This is a genomic window from Actinoplanes sp. NPDC051851, assembly GCF_040681165.1.
In the GTDB taxonomy this organism is placed as follows: Bacteria; Actinomycetota; Actinomycetes; order Mycobacteriales; family Micromonosporaceae; genus Actinoplanes.
Map to the genome: position 1 here is coordinate 126,046 of NZ_JBFAYF010000021.1, position 13,531 is coordinate 139,576.

Sequence of the window (13,531 nt, forward strand, 5' to 3'; positions counted from 1 at the left end):
TCGGTCCTGGCTGCCGCGGCAGCGCTCTGCGGGCAAATATAAGCTAGAGCGCTCAAAATTAGAAGGCGCTCTGAGCTGGGGATCACTGTATGATCTGAGCACTTGTGAAGAAAAAGGAGATCCGATGACCGGCACACCTGAGCTTCGATTCGACGACCGTGTGGCGATCGTGACCGGCGCCGGCCGCGGCCTCGGCCGGGCGCACGCGCTGCTGCTCGCCGCCCGCGGCGCGACGGTCGTGGTGAACGACTTCGGCGGCTCGAAGGAGGGCGTGGGCAGCGACACCGGCCCGGCGAACGAGGTGGTCGCGGAGATCGTCGCGGCCGGTGGGCGGGCGATCGCGGACACCCACTCGGTCGGCACCGAGGAGGGCTGCCACGCGCTGGTCGACGGCGCGGTGCGGGAGTTCGGCCGGGTGGACATCGTGGTCAACAACGCCGGCATCTCCCAGTGGCAGACGTTCCCGCAGGCCGGCGCGGACAATCTGGAGCGCACCCTCGACGTCCACCTGCGCGGCACCTGGCACACCACGCGCGCGGCCTGGCCGTACATGGAGAAGCAGGGTTACGGCCGGGTGATCACCACGGCCTCGACCGGTCTGCTAGGCCTGGCCGACAACCTGGCGTACGCGACCGCGAAGGGCGCCCTGATCGGCTTCACCCGCAGCCTCGCCTTCGGGAGCGCCGCCAAGGGCATCCTGGTCAACTGCGTCGCGCCCAACTCGGTGACCCGTCCGAGCGAGTCGGCCGCGAAGCCCAACGTGGTCACCGCCACCCCGATGGACGCGGCCCGCGCGGCGGCGATGGCGACCGAGAACGTCTCCCCGATGGTCGCCTACCTGGCCCACGAGTCCTGCGCGGTGAACGGCGAGATCCTGGTCGCCGGCGCGAAGCGTTTCGGCCGCTGGTTCCTCGGCTTCACGCCGGGCTGGCGGGACACCACCGAGGGCGCGCCCACCGCCGAGGACGTGGTCGCCCACTGGGACGAGATCGTCGACGAGAAGGACTACTACGTACCGACCGGCACGATGGACTGGGGCGCCCGCTTCATGTCCCACCTCTACCCGACCGCGTGACGGTCCGCTGCGGTGAGGCCGCCCGCCTCACCGCAGCACCCTCAGTGATGGTTGTTCGCGAGTTTCGCGCTCCTGCTCGCCGCTCCGCGCTGACGGGCCGCGACCTGCCGGAGGAGGGCGTCGGCGTGGTCGCGCGCCTGGTCGGGGGTGCGCGGTGCCGGTCGGCTGGCTGGCGCGGATCCCGTTCAGTAGAGGAGCAGGGGGTTGATCAGGACGCCGGTGGAGCGGTGGATGGCGGTGGGTGCGGCCACCAGCAGGCCGGTCGAGGTGCCCGCCGCGCGCAGCGCCGCGGCGGCCGGGCCGAGCAGGCTGTTGTCGATCAGGCAGAGGCCGATCGCGTAGATGAGGCCGTGCACCTCGAGGGCGAACGTGGGGTTGCTGCGGGCGTCGTGGAAGTCCCACAGGACCAGGCCGGGGTCGTGGGCGGCGATCCAGGAGGCCCCGTCCACGCCGATGCCGGGCCGGGGCTGGAAGACGGCGCCCGGGGTGTAGCGGTGGCCGGCCGCCTCGAAGCGGTCCCGGCCCTGGTAGATGATGAGCGCGTCGCCGGGCTCCAGGGTGACGCCGGTGGCGGCGAGGGCCGCGTCCAGGTCGGCGCCGGTGACCGGGCGGTCCGCGGTCACCCAGTCGACGCCGCGGACCGCCGGGATGTCGAGCAGCACGCCGCGGGTCGCGATGCCGTGCTGCGCCCAGTGGACGATGGTGTCCTCGTCGGTCTGCGAGTTCGCGGCCGGGATCGGGCCGTGCCAGGAGTCGTCCGCGCCGAGGTGCGCGAGGCCGTCCAGGTGGGTGTTGTGGATGCCGTGCGCGTCGTACGAGATGACGTCGCCGCCGTGCACGTTGCGGCCGTACTGGCCGACCCGGACCTCCAGCTCGACCGCGCCGTGGCCGTCGGGGAGCTCCGCCTGGGCGAGAGCCTGCCAGTGCCGCTTCTCCTCGGCGGCGGCCTCGGCGAGTCGTTCCAGCTGGGCGGGGCGGGTCTCCACCTCGCGCTCCAGGGAGATCGCCCTACCGAGCCTGACCTGGGCTACCCCGCGCAGGCGGGCCGCCTCGTCGATCAGGGCCACGGAGCCGCGGCACTGGGTGCCCTCCGCGTGCCGGGTGGCGTCGTGTTCGTCGGCGATCTCGCGCAGCCAGGGGGCGAGCGGGTCCTCAGCCATCGGGTCTCCATTTCCGCCGTGCGTACCGTATAAGCGAACAGCTGAACTCTATAACGGAATGTCTCGGGGATTCTCCGCTCCGGCCGGAGCGCTGTCAACGTGCCCCGGTCCTTGACACCGCCGCAGCGGCCGGACCATTCTGTTCACGCTGCACAACAGGACAGGCGTTCGCTACAGTGAAACGCACCGGACCGGAGGGGAGAGGAGCAGGGATGAGCACAGTGGAGATCGACCCGGCACGGATCGACTACTTCACCGACGCCGAGGTGGCGGCGGACTCGGCTCCCTATTTCGACTACATGCTGGCCAACCACCCGGTGTGGCGGGAGTCGAAGTACGGGGTCGTCATCGTCACCGGCTACGAGCAGGCGCTGCAGGTCTACCACCAGCCGGAGGTGTACTCCTCGATCAACCGCACCGGCGGCCCGGTCCTCGACCTCCCCGTCGAGCTGGCCGGAGACGACCTGACCGACCTGCTGGAGCAGTACCGGGACCACTTCCCGACCAACGACCAGATCGTCACGTTCGACCCGCCGATGCACACCGACCACCGCGCGCTCCTGATGGGCCTGATCACGCCGAAGCGGCTGAAGGAGAACGAGGACTTCCTCCGGGCGCTGGCCGACCGCTTCCTCGACGAGCTGCTCCCGGCCGGGAACTGCGAGTTCATCTGGGGGTACGCCAAGCGGTACGCGATCCTCGCGGTCGCCGACCTGCTCGGCGTGCCCGAGTCCGACCACGCGATGCTCATCGAGCAACTGGCCACCGAGGCGCCGGTGCTCGGCAACCTCCAGCTGCAGAAGGCCGGCCACAACAGCCTGGAACGGCTCTACGACTACTTCGTGGCCCGGATCGAGGAGCGCCGGGAGAACCCGACCGGCGACATCCTGACCGGAATGGCCCAGGCCACCTTCCCGGACGGCAGCCTGCCCGAGCCGATCCAGGTGGCCCGGATCGCGTCGAACCTCTTCGCCGCCGGCAACGAGACCACCGTGCAACTGCTCGGCATCTCGCTCGCCCGGATCGCCGGGGACCCCGACCTGCAGGACCTGCTGCGGCGCGAACCCGCGCTGGTCCCGAAGTTCATCGAGGAGGTGCTGCGCATCGAGGCCCCGATCCGCGGCTCCTTCCGGCTCACCAAGGTCGCCACCAGCATCGGCGGGCTCGACCTGGCCCCCGGCACGGTCGTGCTGCTGCTGCACGGCGCCGCCGGCCGGGACGCCCGGATCTTCGACAACCCGGCCGACTTCGAGGTCACCCGCGCCAACGCCCGACAGCATCTCGCTTTCGGCCGCGGCATCCACACCTGCCCGGGAGCGCCGCTGGCCCGCGCCGAGGCGGTCTTCTCGATCCAGCGGCTCCTCGCCCGGACCACGCGGATCGGCATCGACGAGAAGCACCACGGTCCGGCCGGCGACCGGCACTGGGACCTGATGCAGAGCTACAAGTTCCGCGGCCACCTGCACCTGCACCTGGAGTTCTCCTGATGTCCGCGGAGGAGCTGACCGTCGACCGGGACCGGTGCATGGGCTCGGGCCAGTGCACGTTCTACGCCCCGAACACCTTCGACCTCGACGACATCAGCGTGGCGATCGTCGTCGACGCGCACGGGGACGCCGACGACAAGATCGACATGGCCGTCACCGTCTGCCCGACGCGCGCGATCGCGCGTGCCACCTCCGGAGGTGCTTCATGACCGCCACCCCCTCCTTCCCCGTCGCCGACCTGGAGAGCGACGACCTGCTCGGTGACTTCCCCGAGGGCCGCCGCCTGGCCGGGACGCGGTGCGGTGACTGCGGCCAGACCATGATCGGTACCCGGGTCGTCTGCAGCTCCTGCGTCGGCCAGAACGTCGCGCGCGTCGCGCTGCCGGGCACCGGGGTCCTGTACTCGTACACCCGGCTGCACGTCGGCGGTCAGGGCGTGCGCGCCCTCGGCTACGTCGACCTCGACGGCGGCGTGCGTACCCTCGCCGACCTGCGCGAGGGCGACGCCGGGCTGTGGCCGGACGCCCGCGTCGAGCTCGGCGTCGACGGCGACGACTGGTTCTTCACGCCGGTGATCCAGCAAGGAGACTCGCATGACTGAGGACGCGTACGTGATCTCCGCGTCGATGATCCCTTTCGGTAAATACCGCAGTTCCTCGTACGTCGGCCTGGCCGTCTCCCCGCTCGTCGACGCGCTGCGGCGGGCCGGGATTCAGAAGTCCGACGTCGACGCGGTCTACGTGGGCCACTCGTACGGCGGCATGATGACCGGCCAGCGCATCACCAAGGAGATCGGCCTCGGCACGGTCCCGACCGTCAACGTCGACAACGCCTGCTCCAGCGGCGCGACCGCCGTACACGAGGCCGCCACCGCGATCGCGCAGGGCCTGATCGACGTCGCCGTGGTGATCGGCGTGGAGAAGCTGACCCAGTTCGGCGGTGGGACACTGCCGCTCTCACCCGAGGACCGCGAGGTCCGGCAGGGCATCGTGATGCCGGCCGTCTACGCGATGCGGGCCACCCGCTACCTGTACGAGACCGACGCCACCGCCGAGGACCTCGCCCTGGTCAGCGTGAAGGCCCGCCGGCACGGGGCGCTGAACCCGTACGCCCAGTTCCGCCAGGAGGTGACCGTCGAGCAGGTGCTGGCCGCCCGCCCGGTCGCCGACCCGCTGACCCTGCTGATGTGCTGCCCGACCGGGGACGGCGCGGCGGTCGTGGTGCTCGCCTCCGCGCGGGCCCGGAACCGCCTGAACGCCGGTGCCGCCGCCCGGATCGCCGCGTCGGTGCTGCACTCCGGGCAGGTCGAGGAGGGTTTCCGGGACATGACCAAACCGGAGATCACCTACCAGTCGGCGCGGGACGCGTACGCGCAGGCGGGCATCGAACCGCGGGACCTCGACATGATCGAGTTCCACGACGCGTTCTCCATCGCCGAACTGGTCTACTACGAGGCGTTCGGGCTGACCGAGAAGTACACCGCCGCCACCCTGCTGCGCGACGGCCGGACCACCTTCGGCGGCGACGTGGTGGTCAACCCGAGCGGCGGGCTGCTCGCCAAGGGCCACCCGGTCGGCGCCAGCGGCGTGGCCCAGGTCGCCGAGGCGTTCTGGCAGCTCACCGGCGAGGCCGGGGCCCGGCAGATCCCGGGCGCTCGCTGGGCCGCGACCCACGTCACCGGCGGCGGCACCGCCGGGCTCGACCACGGCGCCTGCACGATCCACCTCTTCGAGGCGGCATGAGCACGCCACCGCCCTTGGCCGGGGTCCGGGTCGTCGACCTGACCACCTTCCTCTCCGGGCCCTCCGCGACCCAGCTGCTCGGCGATCTCGGCGCCGACGTCGTCAAGGTCGAGTCGCTCGACGGCGACTCGAGCCGCGCGATCGTCGGGCCGACGGTGCTCGGCGTCAGCGCGTACTTCCTGGCCAACAACCGCAACAAGCGCAGCATCGCGCTGAACCTGAAGGCGCCGCGCGGCCTGGAGGTGCTCCGGCGCCTGATCGCCGGGGCCGACGTGGTCATCGAGAACTTCCGCCCGGGCGTGATGGCGCGCCTCGGCCTCGACCCGCACGCGATCCTCGCCGAGCGCCCCGGACTGGTCTGGGCCTCGATCAGCGGCTTCGGCCAGGAGGGTGAGCTGCGCGACCGCCCGGCGTACGACATGATCGTGCAGGCGCTCAGCGGCGTGATGAGCCTGAACGGACACCCCGGCGCCCCGGCCGCGCGGCTCGGGATCCCGGCCGGTGACGTGGTGGCCGGGCTCTACGCGGTGATCGGCGTACTCGCCGCCCTGCAGGCACGCCACGAGACCGGCGCGGGCCGGATCATCGACGTGTCGATGCTGCGCGGGCAGCTTGCGATGCTCTCCTACCAGGCGCTCTACACCGACCTCAACGGAGTGGCACCCGAGCCGCAGGGCGCCGGGCACGACTCGATCGCCACCTACCGCTCGTTCCGGGGCGGCGACGGCCGGGAACTGGTCGTCACCGCGAACACCCCGCGCATGTGGGAGGGGCTCTGCCGGGTGCTGGGCGTGGACGAGCTGATCGCGGACCCGCGGTTCGCCGACGCCGCCGGGCGGCTGCGCCACAAGGAGCAGTTGTGGGCCGTACTGGAAGCGCGGTTTGCGACCCGGCCGGCGGGCGACTGGGTGGAGGCGCTCGCCGCGGCGTCGGTTCCGGCGGCGCCGGTGAAGAACGTCCTGGAGGCACTCGCCGACGCGCGCGCGGCCGGGGACGGCAGCCTGATCGAGGTGAAGGGGGAGGGCGCGTCGTTCGAGAACGTCGCGACACCGATCCGGTTCGTCGGCACCGCCGACGTCGAGCCGGGTTATCCGCCGGCACTGGGCGCGGACACGGCCGGCATCCTCGTCGGTGAGCTGGGCTTCTCCGAGTCGGAGGTGGACGCGATGATCGCCGACCGGGTGGTCTTCGCCGATGCGCTCGCCGAGCGGGTCGCCTGAGGCCTATACGGGAGAAAGGAGGCCCGGCGCGAAGCCGGGCCTCCTTTCGTTGATGCATCGCATGTGATGCATCAGGGTTGATGCATCAGTCAGGATGCATCGCATGTGATGCATCAAACGCGATGCATCTGGGTTGATGCATCAAGTGCGATGCATCAAGTGCGATGCATCAAAGCGGATGCATCAGAGCAGATGCTGCAGCGCCTCGACGATGGCGGCGTGCGACTCCCCGGCCGTCAGCCGGCGCCGGGCCTGGTTCAGCGCGCGCACCCAGTTCACCGTGACCACGCCGCAGGCCGCGCCGACCGCGTCGGCGTGCACGACGGCGGCCTTGCCGAGCGCGTCGAGATCCCCGATCACGGTCGAGGAGCCCGCCGGGTCGCGCCAGCCGGCCGCGTTGACCTTCCAGTCGTACTGGTCGGACCAGACGTAGTCGGAGGACTCGTACGCCGTATCGGCGCCGGAAACGATGGCCGCGGCCACGTAGCGCGCCTGGTCGCTGGCATTGGTCCAGTGCTCGGCGCGGACCTCCACGCCCCGGCCGGGATGCGGCCAGCGGGCGACGTCGCCGACGGCGTAGACGTCGCCGGGCGCGCCGATGGCTCGCAGGAACCCGTCGGTCACCACGCCGTCGTCGAGCTTGAGCGCCGACCCGGTGAGCCACTCGACGGCCGGAACCGAGCCGATGCCGACCACCGCGGTCGACGTCGCGAGGCGTTCGCCGTCGGCCAGTTCGACCGTGAGGTCCCCGGCGTGGCCCGAGATGCCGACCACGCCGACGCCGAACCGGGTCTGGACGCCGTTGGTGGCGTGCAGGCCGACCAGGCTGCTCGCGATCTCCGGGCCGACCAGGCGCGCCATCGGCTCGGGGAGCGGGTCCACGACTCTCATCCGTCGATAACAGCTATGGTTGGCGTGTTGAGACGTTGACCAGGGGGAATGGGACGGCATCGATGGTACAGCGGGCGGGACGGGCGCGAAACACGATTCGGTTCGACAGCAAGGCCACTCTGCTGGCGGGCGGGTCCGAGGTTCGGGCGCTGCGCTACCAGCGGGCGTCGCAGGACAAGAAGGAACAGGGCAAGAGCGTTCACGACCAGGGCGTACTCAACGTCAAGGAGATCAACTCCCGCGATTGGACCGATGCGGCGTCGTTCACCGACAACGACCGGTCGGCCAGCCGTCACGCGACCAAGGAGCGCGAGGAGTTCGAGCGGCTGATCGAGGCGATCCAGACGGGCAGGGGCGACGTCCTGGTGATCTGGGAGATCTCCCGGAACCAGCGGGATCTCGCGGTGTACGTGAAGATCCGTGACATGTGTACCGAGGTCGGCCTGAACTTCTGGCTGGTCGGCGGCGTGCTCTACGACCTGCGGGACAAGAACGACCGGATGATGCTCGGTTTCCAGGCCGTGCAGGCGGAGTGGCTGGCCGACTCGATCCGCGACAACGTGCTGCGCGGCATCGTCGGCGCGGCCGAGTCCGGGCGCCCGCACGGAAAGGTCACCTACGGCTACCGGCGTGTCTACAACACGCGGACCCGGGCACTGGAGCGGCAGGAGGCCGATACCGAGGTGCTGACCGCCACCGCTCCGGACGGCACGACGAGCGAGTACACCCGGGAAGGGATCGTGAAGGAGATCTTCGACGCGGTGACCAGCGGGACGCCGCTGATCACGATCGAGGAGCGGTTGAACGCCCGAGGTATCCCGTCCCCGACGGGGATCGCGTGGCGGCGTTCGGGGATCCGGGTGATGGCGATGAACCCGGCCTACATCGGCAAGCGCGTCCTGCGCGGCGCGGTCGTCGGGGACGGGATCTGGGACGCGATCGTGGACGAGGAGACCTATTGGGCGGCCGTCCGCTTGCTCAAGGACCCGTCCCGGACGACGACCCGTCCGGGACGGGCGGTGTATCTGCTGTCCTACGTCATCCCCTGCAAGACCTGCGGTGGCCCGATCTCGCGACAGGTGGCCAGCCGCGGAAGCTGGTCGAGGGTGCTGTACGCCTGTTTGAAGAAGCGATGCGCGGCGGTGCCGATGGAGGTGCTGGACGAGTTCGTCGAGCGGACGGTGGTCGCCTGGCTGTCGCGTGAGGACATCCACGAGATCCTGACCGCGCAGACTGCCACTGATGCCGACGTCGCGCACGCGCGAGCGGAGGCCGACCGGTTGCGGGGTGAGTTGGAGGACTGGCGGAGGCTCGCCGAGATCGGGGACGTGACCGCGATCAGCTTCGCGCGCGCCGAGAAGGGCCTGCTCGACCAGATCGCCCAGCACGAGCAGCGCGCCTCCGAAGCTGGTATCCCACCGGTGCTGCGTGGTCGCATCGGCAAGCAGGCGGTCGCGGCGTGGGCCGAGCTGGGTGACGAGGTCGCGGTCAAGCGAGAGATCATCCGCCTGGTCGCGGACATCAAGCTGCTCCCGGCGGGCAAGGGTAGCCGCAAGCCGTTCGGCCGCCACCGCCTCGAATGGAAGTGGAACTTCGGCGAGCAGGATACTGACACGGCGGCATGAGCGCGGCCCTCGGCTACGCGGTGGGCGCCGAGCAGCCCGGCGACCCTCCGGGGTGAGGTGGAGGCTCGCGTTGCCACCGAAGATCCAGCTTGACGTAATGTCCGTTTTATGGGCAAAACAATATCGGTGGATCCCCGTGAGGTTGCATCGGCTGCGGACATCTTCGGGTCGAAGACCCGGCCGGACACGATCGAGATTCAAGTTGACCATGTGTTCGAGTTGGCGGTCTTCGCCAAGACGCTGGTCTACCTGTTGAGCGATAGTCCCGTCCGGGGGACGGTCCCGGCCAAGGCGGTGGAGGCGTTGGCGCAGATGGACGGTTTCCGCCATTTCAAGGCGATGCTGCCGACAGCGCTGGGTGCTCTACTGACCGGTGCGAACGCGCAAAGGACTATCGCGGTTGAGGCCGAGGACACCTGTTCCATCGTTGAGGCGGCGCTCGTCGAATCGGGGTACTTCCGGCGTCCCAGTAAGGGCGTGTTTCTGGAGCGCACCGACCTGCCGGGCGAGAAGTAGCCGGGACATAGGTCGAGTACGCGCGGCGCTGTCGAGTCTGCGGCGGGCGGGCGGCGTCAGGGCCGCCGCCCGCCGCAGATCCTCTTCATAGGCCGCTGGGTCAGGCCGCGTCGCGGTGTTGGTGGCGGTCGAGGCGTAGCAGACGTGCGAGGCGGGCGGCTTGGTCGGAGTTGGGTAGGCCGGCTTCGGCGGCCAGGGCTTGGATCTCCTGTTCGATGGCCGGGTCGGTGAGCAGCCGCGCCATGGGCAGGGTGCCGTGGGCGTCGGGATGTCCGGGGGTGTACGCGTGCGGGTTGTCCGCATCAACGAGTTCGCCCTCCGCCGGGGTGGTGGCGGAGGGCGCTGGGCTGCTGGGTGTGCGGCGGTTCAGCCGTTGGGTTTGACGGCTCCTGACCACAGTCCTCCTCGGGGGACATTGATCGGCAAGCAGCGGATGATCATGGGTTGCATGGCATCTCCTTCACTTCGTGGTGATCTCCCGGCTCGGTGCCGGGCGAGTCGGGGTGGGCGGCACGAGCGCGCGGGGCAGGGCGCACCTGGCCAACCCGTCGTCAGATCGGGGATAGGCGCGATTGCAGCATGGTGCCCGTTCCCTCGATCTGACAGTGCAGCTCACGGGCGCTTCTGTCGATCATGACGAACGCTCGGAACCCGGGATCCAGCCGCCCGGACAGCAGCCCTGGCAGCGGCGTGCGCCGATGGACAGCAGGCCGCCGGCGGCGAGGCGTTTCTGTCCGGACCTGTCCCGTCCTGACAGAACCTGTCCACCGAGGCTGCGGCAGGCGCGTGCTGTTCGGCGGACAGGCCGTTCTCCGTGTCTCACGGCCCTGTCCGCCCTCAGGCGCGGGCGGACAGGTCGGCGGCGGTTCGTCTCTTCGTCCGATGCGGAGTCACTGCGAGCCTATTGAGGGTTCGCTGGCCAGGTCGGCGAGGTCGGTCAGCCGACGTCGGGCGCCGGGTATGTGGTAGACCTGCCACACCTCGTCGGCGGGGCTCAGCGCCCGCTGTGTGGCCGTGTCGCGGGCTGCGGTGGCGATGAGGTAGGCGACCCCGGCCTCGGTGAGCCGTTGGTGCAGGTGGCGTTCCCGCAAGGCGGTGGGCAGCCAGAAGAGCACCGGCCGGAGGCGGCCGGTGCGGCGGGCGAGGTCGAGGTAGCCGTCGATCTTGTTGACCAGGGTGGTCAGCGGCTCGGTGCCGGTGTCGTGCTCGACGTAGAACGGCACGCTGCGGCCGTGTTCGGTGAAGATGCCGTGCCCGTCCGGGCGTACCTTCGGTACCGCCGCGAGTACCGTCGGGGAGTCGCCTCGTTCGATGAACCCGGCGAAGGTGGCGAACCGCGATGACGGCCACCACCGGTCGAGGGACGCGTGCGGGTGGGTGCGGGCGTAGCCGGCCAGATCGGTGAAGAACTGGTTGACGCCCAACAGATGGGGCAGGTTGGCCCGGTTGGTCAGATGCCAGCGCCGCTTGCGAGCTTGGTCGCGGCGGGGCAGGTCTTCGCCGCGGGCGACGGCCACGAGTTCGGTGCCGCGCTGGCTGAGTACGTAGTGGTAGGGGTAGGTGCCGCCCTCTGCCCGCAGCGGCCGGAACCGGGCCAGCACCTCCATGTCCGTGGCGCACAGCTTGCGCAGCCGACGCTGAGCGAAGTCGAGGGACGGGTACAGGGCGTGGGCGATCTGGAACGAGGTGAACACGCCGTGATCGGCCAGCCAGCCGAGCAGGACGTGATCTCGCTCGGTCAACCGGGACTGGATCCGGAGGAAGTCTTCTTGCATACACGAGCCCTTTTCGATCGATGAGACAAGCTGATGAGGACGTACCGTGATGTCGGTACATCCCCAGGGGGAGAGACCCAGTAGAGGGTCTGTCTGGACATGCACGGGTCTCGCCCAGCAGGGCCGTGACCTGCACTGTCAGACCAACAAGAGGGTCCGTTTAGGGGTCCAGATCAAGACTGACCCCGCAACGGCCATCCCGGCGACCACCCTGACGGAGGCCGACACCGGACCCAACTGGCGAGCCAGCGAGTCTGTCCCTTGCGATCAACGTCCGTCGCAGCACCGGCCCGACGCCGAAGCGCCATGCCGGATCAGGCCCGCGGTGGTGGAACGGATCGGCCGTGAGTAGCCGGCAGGTGCTCGTCGCCGGTTTGGTGCCGAAGAAGCGATAGCGGCCCCGCCGGGGAACCGGCGAGGCCGCTGGAAGACAAGCGAGTCAGCGATCACGGTGAAGGGGAACAGGTTCGGGCCGGGGTACAGGAGGCCGGAACAGTCACAAGGATGAGGGCTACCCCGTCGCGAGATGGGGCCGACGTCATGAGAAGGCGATCGGTGACAGCCCTCCGGGGACAAAGATCAACGAGATTCCTCTGAACGGCCGATCTGATCTCGTCCGAATAGCCAGGTCTGGCGTCACCGGTCAGCCGCATCCCCACACGCTGCGAGCCTGCACAGCAAAAGGCGGTCCGGGAACGCCTCCAGGGGACAGAGATCAACAGAATTCGAGAGCGGCACGCCTGTACGGTCCGGGTTTACGCTGTTGATCACCAGACTGTCTCCGCCGGTCACGACCGGACGGGTGGCGAGTACGCGGCGGTTGCATCACGCGGGACGGAGGCCACCGAACGCCATGGTTCCGACATCACGCGCACTCATCCGGCCGCTCGCGCGAAGCGCCCCATCCGGCATCGCCTTGCGCCGAAGCCTCACCGGGGACGCGAGCCGGGGACGGTGGATGCGGTGGTGTTGACGAGCCACCACGCCCCATCGGCGGGGCCGGAGCCGGGTGTGGTCGTACACGACCACACCGACCGCGAGCTGCCGCGCGCCGACGCAACCCTGATCGGTGAGATGCTGCGCGCCAGCGAGCACCTAACCGATGTCGGCGTACCCGCCGCGCTGTTCGACCTCGCTGGGACCGTCGGCTCGGGCGCGGTGGTCTGCGCGTTCACGGCGCAGCGATGGGTGATGCGCCCGACCACCTCGCTGGAGGTCCGCGACGCGGTGTGGCGGCACATCATCGATCAGGTCCGCACCGAGGCCGGGGACTGGTCGTGCTACGCCGTCGCCGCGCAGTACTACGCACTGAAGTCGATCGCCGTTCGGTTGGCGCCGAAACGCCTGTCTCGGGCGAAGATCCGCCGCGCCAACGAGGAGACCGTCAGCGAGTTCCTGATCACCTGCGACCGGATCCAGACACCTGCACCGCACGTCGGCGCCCGCCTGGTCAACCAGACCCGCTACCACGCCACCAAGGCATACCTCGACCGGGAACGCCACGCCCACCTGTACGACCCGCTCGAAGCCGAAGCCACCGGCAACATCGGTGACCTACGGCTACGCCAACCGCCGCCCGGCCATCCCGACTTCGTACTGATCCGGCTGATCATCGACACCGCCCCGCCGCCCCGCCCCACCGACCCGCCTCTCCCGGCTGACTCCCGCATCGTCGGCAACCGGCGTCGCCGAAGTGGGCCAGCGCCGGCCGCCAGCCGCCGCCGCGAGGGACTACAACTCAAAGCCATCGACGCGGAACTCGTCGCCCGAACCCGCCTGGAGCGGCACTGGCCGCCAGGAAGCACCCACGGACTCCGCAAAACCATCGACCAGGCCGCCGCCGAAGTCGACAAGATCGAAGGCGGCGAGACAGGAAAGAAACGCCGCAAACGCGCCGAAGCCATCATCATCCGCGAACTTTCCGCCCACCTGCCAGCCAGCAAACGAGGTCAAGTCCCCGGAAGTGGTGTAACGGCTGATCTTTCGAGTTGTGCTGGTTAGAAGGGCTGTTCGCCGGGTTGGACGGTGACGGGCTCACCG

At 69.7% G+C, this 13,531-nt stretch carries 13 protein-coding genes; 9 read left to right on the forward strand and 4 right to left on the reverse strand.

The window, feature by feature from the left end:
- Positions 1-124 precede the first annotated feature (124 nt).
- On the forward strand, positions 125-1,075 hold the full coding sequence (locus AB0M08_RS21410; protein ID WP_364495782.1) for an SDR family NAD(P)-dependent oxidoreductase: 951 nt from the start codon (positions 125-127) through the stop codon (positions 1,073-1,075).
- Between the two features lie 185 nt (positions 1,076-1,260).
- On the opposite strand, the gene AB0M08_RS21415 is transcribed toward AB0M08_RS21410, so the two are convergent.
- The gene (locus AB0M08_RS21415; protein WP_364495785.1) at positions 1,261-2,235 is read right to left on the reverse strand and encodes a cyclase family protein; all 975 of its coding nucleotides are present in this window, start codon (positions 2,233-2,235) and stop codon (positions 1,261-1,263) included.
- A 212-nt stretch (positions 2,236-2,447) separates the two neighbouring features.
- Between AB0M08_RS21415 and AB0M08_RS21420 the strand changes: the two genes are divergently transcribed.
- The 5 genes from AB0M08_RS21420 to AB0M08_RS21440 are packed head-to-tail and all read left to right on the forward strand — an operon-like array spanning position 2,448 to position 6,684.
- Positions 2,448-3,722 (forward strand): cytochrome P450, encoded by a 1,275-nt coding sequence (locus tag AB0M08_RS21420; protein ID WP_364495787.1) that lies wholly within the window; start codon positions 2,448-2,450, stop codon positions 3,720-3,722.
- Entirely contained in the window at positions 3,722-3,931 is a 210-nt protein-coding gene (locus AB0M08_RS21425; RefSeq protein WP_364495790.1) for a ferredoxin, read from the forward strand. The genes AB0M08_RS21420 and AB0M08_RS21425 overlap by 1 nt, the downstream gene beginning before the upstream one ends.
- On the forward strand, positions 3,928-4,323 hold the full coding sequence (locus AB0M08_RS21430; RefSeq protein WP_364495793.1) for an OB-fold domain-containing protein: 396 nt from the start codon (positions 3,928-3,930) through the stop codon (positions 4,321-4,323). Before AB0M08_RS21425 ends, AB0M08_RS21430 begins: the two co-directional genes overlap by 4 nt.
- Positions 4,316-5,464 carry a thiolase family protein gene (locus tag AB0M08_RS21435; RefSeq protein ID WP_364495795.1) on the forward strand — a complete coding sequence of 383 codons (1,149 nt, stop codon included), beginning with the start codon at positions 4,316-4,318 and terminating at the stop codon, positions 5,462-5,464. Before AB0M08_RS21430 ends, AB0M08_RS21435 begins: the two co-directional genes overlap by 8 nt.
- Positions 5,461-6,684 (forward strand): CoA transferase, encoded by a 1,224-nt coding sequence (locus AB0M08_RS21440; protein ID WP_364495798.1) that lies wholly within the window; start codon positions 5,461-5,463, stop codon positions 6,682-6,684. Before AB0M08_RS21435 ends, AB0M08_RS21440 begins: the two co-directional genes overlap by 4 nt.
- Before the next feature lie 183 nt (positions 6,685-6,867).
- Here AB0M08_RS21440 and AB0M08_RS21445 read toward each other — a convergent pair whose 3' ends face one another.
- The gene (locus AB0M08_RS21445) at positions 6,868-7,575 is read right to left on the reverse strand and encodes an FAD/NAD(P)-binding oxidoreductase (RefSeq protein WP_364495804.1); all 708 of its coding nucleotides are present in this window, start codon (positions 7,573-7,575) and stop codon (positions 6,868-6,870) included.
- A 62-nt stretch (positions 7,576-7,637) separates the two neighbouring features.
- Between AB0M08_RS21445 and AB0M08_RS21450 the strand changes: the two genes are divergently transcribed.
- Together AB0M08_RS21450 and AB0M08_RS21455 are read left to right on the forward strand one after the other, a co-directional pair.
- Positions 7,638-9,200, forward strand: coding sequence for a recombinase family protein (locus AB0M08_RS21450; protein WP_364495807.1), 1,563 nt, complete (start codon positions 7,638-7,640; stop codon positions 9,198-9,200).
- 126 nt (positions 9,201-9,326) lie between these two features.
- Positions 9,327-9,716 carry a hypothetical protein gene (locus tag AB0M08_RS21455; RefSeq protein ID WP_364495810.1) on the forward strand — a complete coding sequence of 130 codons (390 nt, stop codon included), beginning with the start codon at positions 9,327-9,329 and terminating at the stop codon, positions 9,714-9,716.
- A gap of 100 nt (positions 9,717-9,816) precedes the next feature.
- Here the strand turns inward: AB0M08_RS21455 and AB0M08_RS21460 are convergent, their stop codons facing one another.
- Both AB0M08_RS21460 and AB0M08_RS21465 read right to left on the reverse strand, forming a co-directional pair.
- On the reverse strand, positions 9,817-9,960 hold the full coding sequence (locus AB0M08_RS21460; RefSeq protein WP_364495813.1) for a hypothetical protein: 144 nt from the start codon (positions 9,958-9,960) through the stop codon (positions 9,817-9,819).
- Positions 9,961-10,606: 646 nt separating this feature from the next.
- Entirely contained in the window at positions 10,607-11,491 is an 885-nt protein-coding gene (locus AB0M08_RS21465) for a replication-relaxation family protein (RefSeq protein ID WP_364495816.1), read from the reverse strand.
- A 1,011-nt stretch (positions 11,492-12,502) separates the two neighbouring features.
- Between AB0M08_RS21465 and AB0M08_RS21470 the strand changes: the two genes are divergently transcribed.
- On the forward strand, positions 12,503-13,492 hold the full coding sequence (locus AB0M08_RS21470) for a hypothetical protein (protein ID WP_364495819.1): 990 nt from the start codon (positions 12,503-12,505) through the stop codon (positions 13,490-13,492).
- The last annotated feature ends 39 nt before the right edge of the window (positions 13,493-13,531 follow it).